General features: G+C 71.1%; 16 protein-coding genes. 6 read left to right on the forward strand and 10 right to left on the reverse strand.

From position 1 onward, the window contains the following. The first annotated feature begins 13 nt into the window (after positions 1-13). Entirely contained in the window at positions 14-1,036 is a 1,023-nt protein-coding gene (locus ACFQZQ_RS05710; protein WP_386811745.1) for a hypothetical protein, read from the forward strand. Further along, on the forward strand, positions 1,023-1,673 hold the full coding sequence (locus ACFQZQ_RS05715; protein WP_386811746.1) for a DUF3106 domain-containing protein: 651 nt from the start codon (positions 1,023-1,025) through the stop codon (positions 1,671-1,673). Before ACFQZQ_RS05710 ends, ACFQZQ_RS05715 begins: the two co-directional genes overlap by 14 nt. A gap of 39 nt (positions 1,674-1,712) precedes the next feature. Here the strand turns inward: ACFQZQ_RS05715 and ACFQZQ_RS05720 are convergent, their stop codons facing one another. Together ACFQZQ_RS05720 and ACFQZQ_RS05725 are read right to left on the reverse strand one after the other, a co-directional pair. Beyond that, positions 1,713-2,051, reverse strand: a complete 339-nt coding sequence (locus ACFQZQ_RS05720; RefSeq protein ID WP_386811748.1) for a DUF4286 family protein — start codon at positions 2,049-2,051, stop codon at positions 1,713-1,715. Next, positions 2,048-3,268: a DUF3667 domain-containing protein gene (locus tag ACFQZQ_RS05725; RefSeq protein ID WP_386811749.1), complete on the reverse strand. Its 1,221-nt coding sequence runs from the start codon at positions 3,266-3,268 to the stop codon at positions 2,048-2,050. The genes ACFQZQ_RS05720 and ACFQZQ_RS05725 overlap by 4 nt, the downstream gene beginning before the upstream one ends. 140 nt (positions 3,269-3,408) lie before the next feature. Between ACFQZQ_RS05725 and ACFQZQ_RS05730 the strand changes: the two genes are divergently transcribed. Together ACFQZQ_RS05730 and sppA are read left to right on the forward strand one after the other, a co-directional pair. After that, positions 3,409-4,848, forward strand: coding sequence for an MATE family efflux transporter (locus ACFQZQ_RS05730; protein WP_386811750.1), 1,440 nt, complete (start codon positions 3,409-3,411; stop codon positions 4,846-4,848). A gap of 109 nt (positions 4,849-4,957) precedes the next feature. Beyond that, the gene (sppA, locus tag ACFQZQ_RS05735) at positions 4,958-6,841 is read left to right on the forward strand and encodes a signal peptide peptidase SppA (protein ID WP_386811751.1); all 1,884 of its coding nucleotides are present in this window, start codon (positions 4,958-4,960) and stop codon (positions 6,839-6,841) included. Between the two features lie 253 nt (positions 6,842-7,094). Here the strand turns inward: sppA and ACFQZQ_RS05740 are convergent, their stop codons facing one another. Further along, entirely contained in the window at positions 7,095-7,346 is a 252-nt protein-coding gene (locus ACFQZQ_RS05740; RefSeq protein WP_386811753.1) for a hypothetical protein, read from the reverse strand. A 73-nt stretch (positions 7,347-7,419) separates the two neighbouring features. Between ACFQZQ_RS05740 and ACFQZQ_RS05745 the strand changes: the two genes are divergently transcribed. Both ACFQZQ_RS05745 and ACFQZQ_RS05750 read left to right on the forward strand, forming a co-directional pair. Further along, on the forward strand, positions 7,420-8,196 hold the full coding sequence (locus ACFQZQ_RS05745; RefSeq protein ID WP_386811754.1) for an SDR family oxidoreductase: 777 nt from the start codon (positions 7,420-7,422) through the stop codon (positions 8,194-8,196). Positions 8,197-8,359: 163 nt separating this feature from the next. Beyond that, positions 8,360-8,737, forward strand: coding sequence for an HU family DNA-binding protein (locus ACFQZQ_RS05750; RefSeq protein ID WP_386811755.1), 378 nt, complete (start codon positions 8,360-8,362; stop codon positions 8,735-8,737). 127 nt (positions 8,738-8,864) lie between these two features. Here ACFQZQ_RS05750 and ACFQZQ_RS05755 read toward each other — a convergent pair whose 3' ends face one another. The 7 genes from ACFQZQ_RS05755 to ACFQZQ_RS05785 all read right to left on the reverse strand — a co-directional run bounded on the left by ACFQZQ_RS05755 (position 8,865) and on the right by ACFQZQ_RS05785 (position 16,940). Continuing rightward, on the reverse strand, positions 8,865-9,530 hold the full coding sequence (locus ACFQZQ_RS05755; RefSeq protein WP_386811757.1) for a DUF4124 domain-containing protein: 666 nt from the start codon (positions 9,528-9,530) through the stop codon (positions 8,865-8,867). A gap of 13 nt (positions 9,531-9,543) precedes the next feature. Beyond that, positions 9,544-10,311: a DUF4124 domain-containing protein gene (locus tag ACFQZQ_RS05760; RefSeq protein WP_386811758.1), complete on the reverse strand. Its 768-nt coding sequence runs from the start codon at positions 10,309-10,311 to the stop codon at positions 9,544-9,546. Positions 10,312-10,512: 201 nt separating this feature from the next. Then, positions 10,513-11,076: a Sua5/YciO/YrdC/YwlC family protein gene (locus tag ACFQZQ_RS05765; protein WP_386811760.1), complete on the reverse strand. Its 564-nt coding sequence runs from the start codon at positions 11,074-11,076 to the stop codon at positions 10,513-10,515. Positions 11,077-11,152: 76 nt separating this feature from the next. After that, the gene (locus ACFQZQ_RS05770) at positions 11,153-13,645 is read right to left on the reverse strand and encodes a DNA topoisomerase I (RefSeq protein WP_386811761.1); all 2,493 of its coding nucleotides are present in this window, start codon (positions 13,643-13,645) and stop codon (positions 11,153-11,155) included. 238 nt (positions 13,646-13,883) lie between these two features. Then, positions 13,884-14,372, reverse strand: coding sequence for a DUF494 family protein (locus tag ACFQZQ_RS05775; RefSeq protein ID WP_386811762.1), 489 nt, complete (start codon positions 14,370-14,372; stop codon positions 13,884-13,886). A gap of 93 nt (positions 14,373-14,465) precedes the next feature. After that, positions 14,466-15,614 (reverse strand): DNA-processing protein DprA, encoded by a 1,149-nt coding sequence (gene dprA, locus ACFQZQ_RS05780; protein ID WP_386811763.1) that lies wholly within the window; start codon positions 15,612-15,614, stop codon positions 14,466-14,468. A gap of 177 nt (positions 15,615-15,791) precedes the next feature. Further along, entirely contained in the window at positions 15,792-16,940 is a 1,149-nt protein-coding gene (locus ACFQZQ_RS05785; RefSeq protein ID WP_386811765.1) for a LysM peptidoglycan-binding domain-containing protein, read from the reverse strand. Positions 16,941-17,102 lie beyond the last annotated feature (162 nt).

Consider the following 17,102-nt stretch of genomic DNA (forward strand, 5'->3'; position numbering starts at 1 on the left):
CGAAGCACGCCCGATGAGCTCCCCTTCCGTTGCCCCTCCCGCCAGCGCCCCGGCGGCGCTGGCGGCGTTCCTGCGCGGCGTCGAACGCCGCGGTGCGGTGCTGGCCGAGTTGCAGGCCGGCGATGCCGCCGCCGGCGATGCCGCGCTGGCCGCGGCGATGGCCGGGTTCCGGCCCATGGCCGCCGACCTGCCGATGAGCGAATGGCCGCGCGCGTTCTGGGTGCGCCTGCTGGCCGACCCGCGCCTGCAGCACCGGACGCAGGTCGCCCTGCCGCTGGACGCCACCGACCGCCTGGCCGAGCTCGGCAGCGGCCCGCGCGCGGCGCTGCTGCTGCGCCTGGCCGCCGGCCTCGACGAGGCCGCGGCCGCGCGGGTGCTCGGGATCGCCCAGCCGACCTACCGGCTGGCGCTGCAGCGCGCCCTGCCGCACCACGCCGACGGCCGTGCCGATCCGCAGGCCTGGCAGCGCCTGCGCGAGCAGGTGCATCGCCGGATCAAGACCCTCGCCCCCGAGCGCCTGCAGCGCCTGGCGCAGGCACGCGGGGCGGCGCTGCTGGGGCGCGCGCCCGCGGTGGCGGCTGCGGACGAGTCGTCCGCACCGGTCCGCCCGCGCCGGCTGCTGGGGCTGTTGTGGGCGTTGCTGGTGCTGTGCGCGGTGGCGTTGGCCGCGACGTTCTGGTGGCCCGCTGGCGGCCTGGACACCTGGCTGGGCGCGCGCATGGACCCGGACCAGCGGCCGGTGCGCTCGCGGCCGCTGCCACCGGCGCAGGCTCCAGCGTCGCGCTACGGCGTGCAGGCCGGCGCGGTCGCGCACCGCGACTTCGCGCTGCTGGTCGACCCCGAGGGCGAGGCGATCGCGCGCGAGCTGGATTACTACAGCTGGCTGGCCGCGCAGCAGGCCAACGGCGGCTCCATCGCGGCAACCGCGAGCACGGCCGACCCGGGCTCGACGCTGGCGTCGGGCATGCCAGCGGACGGCACTGCCCTGGTGCCAGCCCCCGCAGCCTCGGCGGAGAGCAACGATGCGCCGCGCTGACCGCCGCACCACGGCGCTGGCCGGTGCCGCGCTGCTGGCGCTGGCGCAACTGTCCGCGACCGCAGCACCGCCGCTGCCGGCCGAGTTCGACACCGTGTTGCCGCTGCTGCAGCCCGCACGGCGTGGCCAACTGCAGCAGCGCGCCGCGACCTGGGCGTCGTGGACGGCCGCCGAACGCGCGCGCTTCGCCGAGCGCGCGGCGGACTGGGATGCGACGCCGGCCGCGCAGCGCGGCGCGCGTCGTGAACGCTACCTGGCGTGGCAGGCACTGCCGGCGGCCGAGCGCACCCGGGTCACCCTCGCGGTTGCCGCCCACGCCGCCCTGCCGGCCGCGCAGCAGCAGGCGTTGCGGGCGCAGTTCGACGCGCTCGATGGCAGCACGCGGCGTGGCTGGCTGCTCGGCCCGGCGCTGGGCGCCGACTATCCCGCGCTGCAGCCGCTGCTCGCGCAGGTGCCGCCGGGCGAGCACGCGCCGCTGCTGCGCGCGCTGCGCGCGATGACGCCGCAACAACGCGCGGACCTGGCGATGCTGGTGCAGCGCACGCCGCCGCACGAGCGCGCGACCCTGCGCCGCGAGCTGCAGTCGACCTCGGCGGCCAACCGCGAGGCGTGGCTGTGGCAGCGGCTGGATCGGTAGAACGGGCTTCAACCGGGCCACCGCGCTGCCATCCCCGGCTCAGCCGAGCGCGTGCAACACCCGCCGCGTCGCCGTGAAGCGGCCGCCGAAGCGCGCCATGCCCTCGGCGCGCAGCCGCGGCGCGTGGTCGCGCAGGTAGGCGTCGAGCGCGGCCTGGTCGAGCAGCGTGTACTGCACGCACAGGCCGATGCGGCCCGCGTCGGGGGCCGGCTCCTGCACCGCGAACACGCGCGCGCCGGTGAACCCGGGCAATGCGCAGATCTCCTGCATGTGCGTCGCCAACCAGGCGCGGTAGGCGTCGGCGATTTCCGCGTCGATCGCGAGGTTGACCTCGTAGACCACCGCATCGCGCGCCGCTTCCCGCAATGCCCCGTTCACGCCGTCAACCCCGCAAACACCGCGTACACGATCGCGAACGTGACGAGCATGAAGTACACCGCGCCCAGCACCAGGTACTTGGGCACCGTCAGCCACCAGCCCTGCGCGTAGACGCGCTTCTGCATCAGCAGCAGGTAGATCGGCATCCACGCGTACAGCGCGACCTCGACCAGGTTCAGCGCTACCACCGCGCCGGCAACGAGCACGTTCTGCAGCGCGTTGACCAGGAACAGCGCCAGCAGCGTCAGCAGCAGGAACGCGTGGCTGTACAGCGCGACCACTAGGTGCTCCAGGTACAGGCGTCGGGTGCCGATGTAGAACAGCTTGAGCAGCAGCGCGAATATCGGCATGAGCACGAACAGCGCGGTCGGCAGCGCGCCCATGAACGCCTGCAGCCACTGGTCGGCGTCGTTGTCCATGCGTTCGATGTTGGCTTTCGCGCGGCCGATGCGCTGGTTGAGCCAGGCGTTGGCAAAGCCGGGCAGGCCGTCGATCCGCACCGGGTTGGAGGTGGGGTGCCAGGGCTTGTCATTGAACTGGAACGACTCGTCGCCGAACGGGCGCGCCGGCGGTCGTGGTTCTTCGGGCGCGGTCACCTCGATTATCCCCGACGCGGCTGGCGACCGACTCCCCGCGCCGGCATCCGGCCCGGCCCGCCGGGCCTCCTGGCGGAGCACGGCGATGCGCGCCGCGGCCTGGCCCTGGACTTGCGTCCGCGCCGTGGTCAGCGCGACGTTCACGCCCGGGACCTTGGCCCCGTCGGCCTCGGCCTGGCGGATATCGGCCAGCGCCGCGTCGCGGATCCGCTCCACCTCGGCAACTGTCTGCGCGCGACCGATGCTCGAGTTCTGGTCGTCGAACGTGATCGCATCGCCTTCCAGGTGCACGGTCAGCTTGCCGACGAAGAACGTCAGCAGGGTCAGGATCACGAACATCCGCATCGGCGCGATGTAGCGCACGCGGTGGCCGGCGAGGTAGGCGATCGCGGTGCGGCCGGGCACCAGCAGGTCGCGCAGGGTGCGGAACACGCGGCCGTCGAGGTGCCAGAACGACTCGAACACCTCCTCCAGCGCGTGTCCGGCATGGCGGATCGGGCTGTGCAGCGACTGCCCGCACTGGTGGCAGTAGTGGCCGTGCAGCACGGCGGCGCAGTTCTCGCAGTGGCCCGGTTCGGAGGGGGCGGATGCGGGCGCTGGTGGTTGTTGGTCTGGTTTCATTGGGCCCTTCCGTTCCAGGCGCCGTGATCGGCAACAGGCCGTCATCGGCAGCCCGCTAAGATAGCCACCCGCCACGACCCGGCGCCAGCGCCCGCCACCCGTCGCGGCCGCGCGGCCGCAGTCGCGCTCTGGTTGCATCGATGGCTTCGCCCGGCCTGTCCGACCCTTCCCCGCACGCGCCGTCGCTGCGCGCGCCGCGCGGCTCGTTCCTGCGCGAGTCGCGCACCACCGCGGTGCTCGCCGCGCCGCTGGTGCTTGGCCACGTCTCCACCGGCCTGATCGGGCTGATCGACAGCGTGATCGCCGGCCACCACGGCACCCAGACGCTGGCCGCGGTCGCGGTCGGCACCGCGCTGTTCTGGCTGCCGGTGGTGGTGCCGATGGGCACGCTGATGGCATTGCCGCCGACGGTCTCGCAACTCGACGGCGCCGGTCGCCGCGGCGAGGTCGGCGCGGTGTTCCGCCAGGCACTGTGGCTGGCCGCGGCGCTGGGCGTGGTGCTGTTCGCGTTCATGAGCGTGGCGGTCGACGTGCTCGCGCCGATGGGCATCGCCGCCGAGGTGGTGCCCGGCGCGCGCGCGTTCCTGCACGGCATCCGCTGGGGGGTGCCGGCGCTGACGCTGTTCTACTGCATGCGCTACCTCAGCGAAGGCCTGCACTGGACGCTGCCGACGATGCTGCTCAGCGCCGGCGGGCTGCTGGTGCTGCTGCCGCTGGGCTACGTGCTCACGTTCGGCAAGTTCGGCTTTCCGGAACTGGGCGCCGGCGGCCTGGGCATCGCCTCGGCGCTGATGCTGTGGGCGGAGATGATCGGCTTCGCGCTGGTGCTGCGGCGCGCGCGGCGCTTCGCCGACCTGCGCCTGTTCGAACGCTTCGACCCGCCGCGCTGGCCGGTGATCCGCGGCCTGCTCGCCACCGGCCTGCCGATCGGCGTCACCGTGCTGATGGAGGCCGGGCTGTTCATCGCCACCACGCTGCTGATCGGCCGCCTCGGCGACGTGCCGGTGGCCGCGCACCAGATCGCGATCAACGTCGCCAGCCTGTGCTTCATGGTGCCGATGGGGATCGCCGAGGCGACCACGGTGCGCGTCGGCCATTGCCTCGGCCGCGGCGACCGCGACGGCGTGCGCCGCGCCGCGTTCGCCGGCTACGCGATCGTGATCGGCACCCAGCTGCTGTCCGGCACCGCGCTGCTGCTGGGCAACGAGTTCGTGGTCGGCTTCTACACCCAGGACGTGGCGGTGGCGACGCTGGCCGCGTCGCTGCTGCTGTACGCGGCGGCGTTCCAGTTCCCCGACGGCGTGCAGGTGCTGTCGGCCGGCGCGCTGCGCGGGCTCAAGGACACGCGCATGCCGATGCTGCTGGCGGCGCTGGCGTACTGGGGGATCGGCATGCCGCTGGGCGCCGGGCTCGGCCTGGGCGTCGGCGGCTTCGTCGCGCCGATGGGCCCCAAGGGCATGTGGATCGGCCTGATCGCCGGCCTGTCGGTGGCCGCGGTGCTGCTGAGCACGCGCTTCATGCGCTCCAGCGCGCCGGCGGCGCTGTTGTTGCGTTCCCCGCCCGCCGCCCGCACTTCGTAGGGCAACCGCACCTGAAGCGCCCCTTGCACCGGAGCTGCAGGTTACGAATGGCGGATGACCCGCATGCCCCCCGCGGGTACGCTGCCGTTGACTTTTTGGAGTTTGTGCAATGAACGATTCACCCCGCCGCGGCCCCATCGCGCGTGTCTTCGTCGGCCTCTGGGACGCGATGAACTTCACCCGCCGGCTGGTCTTCAACCTGCTGTTCTTCGCGCTGCTGATCCTGTTCCTGGTGATGCTCGGCGCCGGCGACCGCGCCAAGCCGCTGCTTGACCGCACGACGTTGGTGATCGCCCCCGAAGGCGCGCTGGTCGAGCAGTACAGCTCCGACCCGGCGACGCGCGCGCTCAACAAGGCGTTCGGCGACGACGCCGGCGAGGTGCAGCTGCGCGACCTGCTGCGCGCGCTCGACGCGGCCAAGGACGACAAGCACATCGAGCGCGTGGTGCTGCACCTGGACCAGCTGCAGGGCGGCGGCATGGCCTCGATGCGCGAGGTCGCTGCCGCGATCGCGCGCCTGAAGGCCAGCGGCAAGCAGGTCGTCGCGTTCTCGGAAATGATGGACCAGAAGCAGTACCTGCTGGCCGCGCAGGCCAACGAGATCTACCTCGACCCGATGGGCGGGATGCTGCTCGAAGGCCTGGGCCGCTACCGCCAGTACTACCGCGAAGGCCTGCAGGACAAGCTCGGCGTCGACGTGCACCTGTTCAAGGTCGGCGAGTACAAGTCCGCCGCCGAACCCTACGTGCTCGACGCGGCCTCGCCCGAGTCCAAGGAGGCCGACCTGTTCTGGATGAACGACCTGTGGCAGCGCTACCTCGGCGACGTCGCCGCGGCGCGCAAGCTGACCCCGCAGCAACTGGCGCTGGGCATCGAGCAGCTGCCGGCGCAGCTGGCGGCGGTCGACGGCGACCTGGCCAAGTACGCGCTGCAGCAGAAGCTGGTCGACGGCCTGAAGACCCGCGAGCAGGTCGAGGACCTGCTGATCGAGCGCGGTGTCGCCGACGAGGACGCCGAGGGCGGTTTCCGCCACGTGTCGCTGGACGGCTACCTGGCCCACCTCAACCGCGCGCTGCAGGTCGCCGACCCGCGCCCGCAGGTCGCGGTGGTGGTGGCCGAGGGCGAGATCAGCGGCGGCGAGCAGCCGCCGGGCACGATCGGCGGCGTCTCCACCGCCGCGCTGCTGCGCGCGGCGCGCGACGACGACAAGGTCAAGGCGCTGGTGCTGCGCGTCGACTCGCCCGGCGGCGAGGTGTTTGCCTCCGAGCAGATCCGCCGCGAGATCGTCGAGCTCAAGGCCGCCGGCAAGCCGGTGGTGGTGTCGATGGGCGACCTGGCCGCCTCGGGCGGCTACTGGATCTCGATGAACGCCGACCGCATCTACGCCGACCCGTCGACAATCACCGGCTCGATCGGCATCTTCGGCCTGATCCCGACCATCCCGCGCGCGCTCGACAAGATCGGCGTGCACAGCGACGGCGTCGGCACCACGCGCTTCGCCGGCGCGTTCGACATCACCCGGCCGCTGCCGCCGGAAGTCGGCGCGGTGATCCAGTCGATCATCAACAAGGGCTACCGCGACTTCACCGGCAAGGTTGCGCAGGCGCGCCAGCAGCCGGTCGCGCAGATCGATGCGGTCGCGCGCGGCCGGGTGTGGAGCGGCGCGCAGGCCAAGCAGCGCGGCCTGGTCGACGACCTCGGCGGCTTGCAGGTCGCGATCGACCACGTCGCCGCGCGCGCCAAGCTCGGCGAGTCCGGCGACTACCAGGTTCGCTACGTCGAGAAGACCGCGACCCCGTTCGAACGCTTCTTCACCGGCTTCGCGCAGAGCCGCCTCGGTGCGGCGTGGCTGGGCAAGTCCGACTTCGCGCGCGGCCTGCTGGTCAAGGCGCTGCCGCAGACCGCGGCCGACCTGCGCTTCCTCGAGGCGGCGATCACCCCGACCCAGGGCGTGCCGGTGAAGTCGCTGGCGTACTGCTTCTGCGAGCTGTAGGCCGCGTGGTGTGATGCAGTCATGGCGCCCGGCTCCGGCCGGGCGTCGTCGTTTGGGATCGCGCGGGAGCGCCAGAAGCAAATCCCCCTCAATCCCCCTTTTTCAAAGGGGGAAGCGCAGCGGATTCATCACTTCTCTGGGGAAGGATGATTCGGCGATTCCGTTGCTGGTCTCCCTCCTTTGAAAAAGGAGGGTCGGGGAGGATTTGCGGTTGCCGCCGTCAGCAATCAACGCCCCCGACGCGCGAATCCCTTCACCCGCCCGCCGCGTCGATCGCCGCGCGCTGCGCATCGGCCGCCTGCTGCACGTCGGCCTCGGCCGCCTTGGCCTTGTCGACCGGCGCCTGCATCGCCTCGCGCAGTTGCGCGTGCTGCATCGCCTGCGGTTCCACCGGGCGTTCCTTCTCCGGCGGTTGCGGTTTCGAACACGCGGCCAGCACGCACGCGAGCAACACGCCGGCAACCAGCATCGGCATCAACGGCACGGCGGCAAGCGCTCGCGGCATGGCGGCATCCTCGGACGGGGCGAGGCTATGCTACTCCGGCCGCGCGCGGCGGCGATTTCCCACAGGCACGTGCATGGACCCGAAGCGTTGGCGGCTGGACGGACACCTGGCCCTGGTCACCGGTGGCAGCGCGGGCATCGGCCGTGCGGTTGCGCGCGATCTGCTCGGCTTCGGTGCCGACGTGCTGCTGGCCGCGCGCGATGCCGCCGCGCTCGAGTCCACCCGCGCCGAACTGCTCGAGGATTTCCCCGAGCGCGAGGTGCAGGCGTTCGTCGCCGATGTCGCCGTCGACGAGCAGCGCCGCGAACTGCTCGACTGGGTCGAGGATTTCGGCGAGGGCCTGCACATCCTGGTCAACAACGCCGGCGGCAACCTCAACAAGCCGTCCACCGACTACAGCGACGACGAGTGGCGGCAGGTGTTCGAGGTCAACCTGTTCTCCGCGTTCGAACTCTCGCGCTACGCGCACCCGCTGCTGACGCGCCACGCGGCCTCGTCCATCGTCAACGTCGGCAGCGTCTCGGGCCTGACTCACGTGCGCACCGGCGCGCCGTACGGGATGAGCAAGGCGGCGATGCACCAGATGACGCGCAACTTCGCGGTTGAGTGGGCCGAGGACGGCATCCGCGTCAATGCGGTCGCGCCGTGGTACATCCGCACCCGCCGCACCTCCGACAAGCTCGCCGACCCGGACTACCTCGACGAAGTGCTGCTGCGCACGCCGCTGGGCCGGATCGGCGAGGCCGAGGAAGTGGCGGCCGCGGTCGCGTTCCTGTGCCTGCCGGCGGCGGCCTACATCACCGGCGAATGCATCGCGGTGGACGGCGGTTTCCTGCGTTACGGCTTCTGATCGGGCGCCAAACGCCGGCTTCGGGCGACTTTCCTGGGCCCGGACGGTGCAAACCACACGATTTAGGCCTTTTTCCGCTTGGCGCGGCCGCGGCATTGCCCTACATTCCGCTTGCCAAGCGGTTTTCAGGCACCTCATCCAATCGCGAACACGGGGAAAATTAATGGCTACGAAGAAAGCTGCAAAGAAGTCCGCGCCCAAGTCCGCCGCCAAGCCGGCCGCGCCGAAGGCGATCAAGGAAGCACTGAGCAAGTCCGGCCTGGTCGCGCACATCGCCGACGCCAGCGGCGTCGCCGCCAAGGACGTGCGCGCCGTGATGGCCGCGCTGGAAGGCGCGGTGGCCGGTTCGGTCAGCAAGAAGGGCGCCGGCTCGTTCACCCTGCCGGGCCTGCTGAAGATCACCGCGGTCAACGTGCCGGCCAAGGCCAAGCGCAAGGGCATCAACCCGTTCACCAAGGAAGAGCAGTGGTTCGCCGCCAAGCCGGCCAGCATCAAGATCAAGGTGCGCCCGCTGAAGAAGCTCAAGGATGCCGCGGCCTAAGGGCTGCCGGGTGCGGCAGGCCGTGGGCCGCCGCACCCTCCCAGTGTGATGACAAGGGCCGCGGATGCGGCCCTTGTCACGACTGGCGTTCGCGGCAATGGCCGATGTGCGGCGGTGCGCGGCGCGGCTACTTGCCGCAGGTGCTCTCGCGCACGATCCGGCCGATGCGTTCGACCTGCGCCTGCGCCGTGGCGCGGTCATCGACCTGGCCGAAACGCAAGGCCGATTCGAGTTCGCGCAGGCGCTGCTGCCAGCTCTCGCACAGCGCGCCGTCGGCCACCCGCTGGCAGCTGTCGTCGACCATCTGGCAGGCCGCCCCGGCGCCGCCGTCGGCGCTGCCGCCCAAGCCGGTGGTCTGCATCGGCGCGCAGCGTTGCGGCGGGTTGCCGTCGTCGTGCAGGTAGCGGTCGTTGTCGTAGGTCCGGCATTCGAACAGCGCCGGCGGCGGCAGGCGGTCGGCGTCGGCGATCGTGGCGACCGGCGCCTCCGACACACCAGCCGGCGCCGGCGGATTGGCCGCCGGCATCGGCATCACCGGCGCCACCGGCCGTGCGGTGACGAACGCCGGGGGCGTGGCCACGCTCGGCGCGGCCTCGATCACGCGCTTGTCCTGTTTGCTGCCCTTCGCGCACGGCACGTCGTTCTGCACGGTCAGCGCGCCGCTGGCGTCGGTGCAGCGGTAGATCACCACCTTGTGCTGGGCCAGCGCTCCGGCCGTCGGCCAGGCCAGCATGCCGGCCAGCAGTACGGGAAATGTCGCGCGCGGTATTGGGCAAGGCAGCTTCGGTCGCATCGGTCGGGGATCCTCAGTAGTCGCTGCGGCAATCGCTGGCCAGGCGTGCGTCGATGCCACGCTGTTCGACGGTGATCTGCGCGCGCTCGCTTTGCAGCGCGCTGTTGTAGCGGCGGTCGAGTTCGTAGCGGCGGTCGCTGAGGCGGCTGCAGACCTCCTGCGCGGGCAGCGGCTCGCACGGGTCGCGCACCCAGCTGCCCGCGGGGTAGACCGGCACCAGCAGCGGCGGCGCGGGCCGGCCCGGGCGGTCGAACGGCGGGCGCCGCATCGGCTCGCCGATGCGCACGTCGAAGCGGCCGTTGTCGATGCGTCCGCCGATGCGCGCCTGCAGCCCGCCGCGGTCGAAACGGTCGAAACGGTCGCGGCCGATCCATCCCGGGCCGCCGTACGCATCGCCGTAGGACCAGCCCGGCATCCAGCGCGGGGTGCCTTCGCCCGAGTCGTTGGTGTAGCGCGTGCCGTCGGGCGCCATGCATTCGTACAGCGGGCGCGGTGCCTGCACCACGATCACGCGCGTGGTCGCGGGCGCGGCCGGGGCGCGCGCGGGCGCGCTGACCGCGGCCGGCGCCGGGCGGCGCGGCGGATCGGTGGGTCGCAGCATCTGCCGGGTCTGCTGCTGCTCGCCTTTGCGGCAGGGCGTGTCGCGCAGGGTCAGGCGGCCGTTGCCGTCGGTGCAGCGGTAGATCGTCACCTGCGCCGCCTGCGCGCCGATGATCGTCGCGGGCATGGCCACCGCGAACAGGGCGGCGGCAAGCAGGCAGCGGGCATGGGCGCGGGGCATGCGCGCATCTTGCGCGCGCGGCGTGGCAGCGGGAAGCGCGGGCCCGGCCGGCTTTCGCCACGGTTCAGCGCGAACGCGCGTCGGCGCGCTGGTCGAGGCCACGGCCGCTGGCGTCGCCCGCGCGGCAGGTCGGGTCGTCGATCGCTTGCGAGTTCAGCGCGTGCTTCGGGAGTCATCCGGCGTGGCGCCGGCGTCGCGGGCTCACCAGCGCAACGTGGCGCCGCTGCGGGCATCGCAGATCGCGGTCGGCGCCGTCAGGCCGCCGGTCTCGCCGTCGGTGATTGCATCGAGCCGGGCGAGCAGGGCGGGGTCGAGCGCGTCGCGAGCGAATGCCGGCGGCTGGCCGCTCAGGTTGGCGCTGGTCGACACCAGCGGGCCGCCAAACGCGTCGCACAGCGCGACCACCACCGGGTGCGCGCTGACCCGCACCGCAACGCCGCGGTGCTCCCCGGTGATCCAGTGCGGCACGCGCGCGCTCGCCGGGACGATCCAGGTGTTCGGTCCGGGCCAGCTGGCCAGCACCGCGCCGCGGCGATCCCCCGGCAACGCCTCCCAGTCGAGCAGGCCATCGAGTTGCGCGACGCCGCCGGCGACCAGGATCAGGCCCTTGTCGACCGGGCGCTGCTTGATCGCGAGCAGGCGGCTGACCGCGGCTTCGGCGAACGGGTCGCAGCCCAGTCCCCAGACCGCTTCGGTCGGGTACGCGATCACGCCACCGTGGCGCAGGGCGGTGACCGCGGCGGCGAGGGCGGGCGAGCGGGGCATGGCGGGAGGATAGCGGCAACGACGCCCAACGGGCTGCGTGACACAGTGCCGAGCAAGCTCGGCACCATGGGGCGGCCTACGTCGCGGCTTTCTTCGCGACGGCTTTCTTGCTGGCCTTCTTTGCGGCGGCTTTCTTGGTCGCCTTCTTGGCCGTCTTCTTCGCGGCCTTCTTCGCCGGGGCTTTCTTGGCGGGCGCTTTCTTCGCGACCGCGGTCTTGGCGGCCTTCTTGGCCGGCGCCTTTTTCGCCACCGCCTTCTTGCCAAAGCCCTTGCGCATCGGTTTGCCGGTCTCTTCCATCAGCTTGACCACTTCCTCCAGCGTCAGCGACGCCGGCTCGCGGTCCTTGGGGATGCGGCCGTTGAGCTTGCCGTCGCTGATGTACGGGCCGTAGCGGCCGTTGAGCACCTGGATGTCGCTGCCGTCGAAGCTCTTGATGATGCGGTTGCGCGCGATCTCTTCCTTTTCCTCGATCAGGAACACCGCGCGCGCGAGGTCGACCGTGTACGGGTCGTCCTCCTTCTTCAGCGATGCGTACACGCTGCCGCGCTTGGCGAACGCGCCGAAGCGGCCGATGCCGACGCTGACTTCCTCGTCCTTGTCCAGGCCGAGCTTGCGCGGCAGCTTGAACAGCTCCAGCGCGTCCTCGAGCGAGATCGTGTGCATGCTCTGGCCCGGACGCAGCGAGGCGAACGTCGGCTTCTCCTCGACGCCCTCGGCGGTGCTGCCGATCGCCGCGTACGGCCCGAACCGGCCCAGCCGCACGCTGACCGGCAGCCCGGTCTTCGGGTCGGTGCCCAGCTCGCGCGCGCCGGTGGCGGCGTTGCGGTCGACCGACTCCTTCTTCTCCTCGACCAGCTGCTTGAACGGCGCCCAGAAGCGCTCCATCAGCGGGATCCATTCCTCCTCGCCACGGCTGACCGCGTCGAGCTCGTCCTCGAGCTTGGCGGTGAAGTCGTAGTCGACGTACTGGGTGAAGTGCCCGCTGAGGAAATTGCTCACCGCGCGGCCGACATCGCTGGGACGGAAGCGGCGGTTGTCGAGTTCGACGTACTTGCGGAACAGCAAGGTGGCGATGATCGAGGCGTAGGTCGACGGCCGGCCGATGCCGTATTCCTCGAGCGTCTTGACCAAGGACGCTTCCGAGAAGCGCGGCGGCGGCTCGGTGAAATGCTGGTCGGTGTGGATGCGCTCGAGCGGGATGCGGTCGCCGGTCTTCATCGCCGGCAGCTTGCGGCCCTCGTCGTCCTCGTCGGCGGTCTTGCTGTCCTTGCCTTCCTCGTACACGGCGAGGAAGCCCGGGTCGACCACGGTCGTGCCGGATACGCGGAAACTGTGCTCGCTGCCGGCGGCCAGGTCGACCGACACGGTGTTGAGGGTGGCCGGCACCATCTGGCTGGCGACGGTGCGCTTCCAGATCAGCTCGTACAGGCGGCGGGCGTCGTCCTCGAGAAAGCGCGAGACCTGCGCCGGGGTGCGCAGCGCCGAGGTCGGGCGCACCGCCTCGTGCGCTTCCTGCGCGTTCTTGGACTTGGTCTTGTAGACGTTGGGCTGGTCGGGCACCGCGCGGGTGCCGTAGTCGCGCGCGATCACGTCGCGTATCTCGGTCACGGCCTCCGCCGACAGCGCTACCGAGTCGGTACGCATGTAGCTGATCAGGCCGACCGTGCCTTCCTCGCCGATCGCCACGCCTTCGTACAGCTTCTGCGCGACCTGCATGGTGCGCTTGGTGGTGAAGCCGAGCTTGCGCGCGGCCTCCTGCTGCAGGGTCGAGGTGGTGAACGGCGCGGCCGGGCGGCGCTTGCGCTCCTTGCTGGTGACGTCGGTGACCTGCAACGCGCCATTGGCGGCGGCCACGATGCGCTTGCGCGCGCTTTCTGCGGTGTCGCCGTCGGTGATCGTGAACTGCTCGAACTTCTTGTTGTCGAGCTTGGTCAGGCGCGCGGTGAACGCCTGCGACGGATGCAGGCACTCGGCCTCGATCGACCAGTACTCGCGGGCGATGAAGGCTTCGATCTCCTCCTCGCGCTCGACGATCATGCGCAGCGCCGGCGACTGCACGCGGCCGGCGGACAGGCCGCGCTGGACCTTGCGCCACAACACCGGCGACAGGTTGAAGCCGACCAGGTAATCGAGCGCGCGGCGCGCCTGCTGCGCATCGACCAGGTCGCTGGCGATGTCGCGCGGCTTGGCCATCGCTTCCTTGATCGCGCGCGGGGTGATCTCGGTGAACACCACGCGCTGCAGGGTGCGGTCCTTGAGCAGGCCGCGCTCGCGCAGGATCTCGGCGATGTGCCAGCTGATCGCCTCGCCCTCGCGGTCCGGGTCGGTCGCCAGAAACAGGTGCTCGGCGCCCTTGGCGGCCTTGGCGATCGCGTCGACGTGCTTCTCGTTCTTGTCGATCACCGCGTAGGTCATCGCGAAGCGGTTGTCGGGGTCGACCGCGCCTTCCTTGGGGATCAGGTCGCGGACGTGGCCGTAGGAGGCCAGGACTGTGAAGTCCTTGCCGAGGTACTTGTTGATCGTCTTGGCCTTGGCCGGCGACTCGACGATCAGGAGGTTCTTGGCCATGGGGGCGTGGCTCCGCGCGGCCACCGGGGCCGAGCTGTGGTGGTGGCCGGTCACGGCGCCGGTTTTCGGCAGGCTCGTTCGCGGCAGGCAGATGAGGCGACGCCCGCGGCATCGGACCGCGGGCGTTCAGGGATTTCCTTATTTAGTGGAATCACGCCACGGCGGCGGCTGTCAAGCCCGGCCTGCCGGGAGGCGGCCGGAAACTGCCGAAGGGAGTGCCCGCGGTGGCGTCAGGGCCTCAATGGACGGGCTCGGGCTCGTCCTCGAACATCTGGGTTTCCATCCAGGCGTAGGCGGCCTCGCTGCCGGGCTGGTTGAACAGCACCATCAGCACCACCCACTTGAGGTCGTCCAGGTCGAGCTGGTCTTGGTCCAGCGCCATCGCGCGGTCGAGCACCAACTCGCGCTGGCCGGCGTCGAGCACGCCGTGCTGCTCCAGAAACAGCAGGAAGCCGCGGCATTCGACGTCGAGCTTGTCGAGCTCGGGGCCGAAGTAGACGCGGGTCGGGCCGTCGGCGCGCTTCGGGCTGGCGCTGGGGCGTTGCTGGGCCAGCGCATCCAGCCACTCGATCGCCTTGTTGATCTCGGCCGGGCTGAACCCGGCTTGCCCGAGCTCGTCGAACAGCGGGCCGCTGCGCAGTGAATCGCGGTCGCGGACCAGGTCCGCATCGTCGGTGAAGTAGTGCTCGAACAGGTACAGCAGGACGTCCAGAATGCTCTCTTTCATTTCCCTCGGCCTGCGCCGCACGCGGCGCGGTGGGCAGAACTTGTAGACAAACCGCCGTTAAGTGCCACGATCGCGAAGCTAAAATCGCCCAACTTAACCCTTACGGAAGTACCGGCCGTGTTCCATTGCAACCCGGCCATCAAGCTCCATGAGCAGCAGCATGGAGGACAGGTTGGCGGGCGTCAATCCGGTGCGTTGCGCGAGCTGATCCATACCGGTTGGGTCATGGCCTAGCGCGGCCCACAAGTTCTTGTAGTCGGGATCTGCTGGCGGCCCAAGGGGCTGAACCGCCGGGCCAATCCCGTGGCCGCTTGAGATGGGGTCGACCAGGCGTTGCTGCAAGTCGCCGGCCAGTTCGGTCGCGATCGTGGCCAGCGCCGCGATTACTTCGTCGGCCGACTCGACCAGCCCGGCACCGTCGCGGATCAGTCGGTGGCAGCCGCGGCTGAGCGGGTTGTGGATCGAGCCGGGCACGGCGAACACCTCACGCCCGGCCTCGGCCGCGAGCCGGGCGGTGATCAGCGCTCCGGAGCGCGCGGCCGCCTCGATCACCACCATGCCCAGCGACAGCCCGGCGAGGATCCGGTTGCGACCCGGAAAGTGTCCGGGCTTGGGGCCGGTGCCGGGCAGGTGCTCGCTGACCAGCGCGCCGTGGGCCGCGATGCGGGCGTGCAGGGCACGATTGCTGGCCGGGTAGGCGATATCCGGGCCGGTGCCGAGGACGGCGATGGTGAGGCCGTCGATGGCCAGCACGGCGGCGTGCGCGGCGGTATCGATCCCGGCCGCCAGCCCGCTGCTGACCGCCAGCCCGGAGCCGGCCAGCGCGCGGGCGAACGCGGCCGCGTTGTCGCGCCCGCCCGGGGTCGGCGTGCGGCTGCCGACCACCGCCACCGCCGGGTGCCACAGCCGCGCCGGATCGCCGGCGACGAACAATGCCAGCGGCGGGTTGGGGCTGCGCCGCAGCAGGGACGGGTAGTCGGGGTCGTGCCAGCCGAGCAGGTGGTGGTTGCGGTCGGCCAGCCACGCGCGGCCGCGCATCAACGACGCGGTGTCGGGCGCGCGCAGCGCGGCGATCTGGGCGTCACCCAGGCCGAGCGCACGCCAGCTCGCCACGCCGGCCGCCAGCGCCGCCTCGGGCACCGGATACGCCTCCAGTAGCTGCCGACGCGGTGCGGACGCGCCGCCGCAGGCAATCAGGGTCAGCAGGGCGTGGTGGCGGCTCGCGCGGTCGGCATCGGTCATCGCCGCAGCGTGGCCCGGCCACGACGACGGCGCCCTCGGGCGCCGTCGCGTGTGCGGGTAGGAAAACCCCTATTGATTCGGTGCCGAATCAATACCCCCACCCTTGCCCTCCCCCGCGATGCGAGGGAGGGGAAAAGGAAGGCCCTCGGACCAAGTTCGAGTGCCGCGTCCAAGAAGTCAGTTGGTGGCGTCGGGATGCTTGAGCTCGTAGCCGACGCGGGTCGGGCGGATGCCGTCCATCACCAGCGCGTAGCTGACCTTGTCGAAGGTGCGGAACACCATCAGGTGGCTGGCGAACTCATCGGGCAGCCGCACCTTGCCGCTGCGGGCGACGGTGTCGTGGCTGCGGTCGAAGCCGGCCTGGACGCGGTCGACCGCGGTGCTGCCGACGCGCCAGCTCGAGAACACGGTGCCGTTGTCGACGCCGTCGCGGGCGCCGAGCGACAACGCGACCACGTCGCGCGGGCCGCCGCTGGTCAGCATGTCGGCCACGGCCAGCACCTTGGCCTTGCCGTACGCGGTGGCCTGCTTCGGCGGGTGCGGGAAGAACTGCAGGTCGTAGGGCTGGGCCTGGACCGGGATCAGGCGGTCACCGACGTGGACCTCGCGGCCGGAGTCGTCGAGCACCAGGGTGCTGACCTCGTTCGGCGCGACTTCGCCGCGGCTGATCGTGCCGCTGTTCTGCTGCATCAGCTCGTAGCCGAGGAACTCGCCCTTCGACGCCGGGGTCAGGTGGCTCCACATCTGCTCGATCCCGGCGATGCTGCGGCCGCGGAAGTCGAGGTCGTTCTGGCGCTGGCCGGACACGTCGCAGCAACGATCCGGATCGAGCGCGTTGTAACGCTGGGTCGGGCGCACCACCGCGTAGCGCTGGCCCGGCTGGGCGCCGGCGAGACCCTTGATGTAGGCGACCTGGCCCTTGGTGCTGAGCAGGCGGTCCTCCTCGAGGCCGACCACGTAGGGCAGTTGCTCGAATTCGTCGACCACGCGCAGGTTCTTGAGGAACGGCTCGACCTGCGACAGCGGGATGCCGGTGATCGGCGCCTCGGCGCGCGGGCCTTCCTGCACCGCGACGCGGTCGAGGTAGGCCAGCGAGATCACGTCGCCCGGGTAGATCAAATGCGGGTTGGCGATCTGCGGGTTGGCCTGCCAGATCTCCGGCCACAGCCACGGCCGCTTGAGGAACTTGCCGGCGATGTCCCACAGCGTGTCGCCCCGCTTCACCACGTAGGTGTCGGGGTGGTCGCCGCGCATCTCGGCGGCAACGGCGTACGTGGCAACGGTGAGCAGCGCAGCGGTCAGGACCGTGCGGATCGGATTCATCATGGCGACCATCTACCTGTTTTCCCCTTGCAGGTGCGCTCCCCTGGCAGGTGTGCCGCGTGCGCTGGTCACGAGGGAGCGCCCGAACTATAGCCCAGAAGCCAAGCGCGGTTGCAAGCGTTCCGGCGGGTTTGCGGCGTTACAATTGCGCCGCCGCTTGCGGAT

The sequence above is a fragment of the Lysobacter koreensis genome, from assembly GCF_042677045.1.
Taxonomy (GTDB): domain Bacteria; phylum Pseudomonadota; class Gammaproteobacteria; order Xanthomonadales; family Xanthomonadaceae; genus Lysobacter_K; species Lysobacter_K koreensis.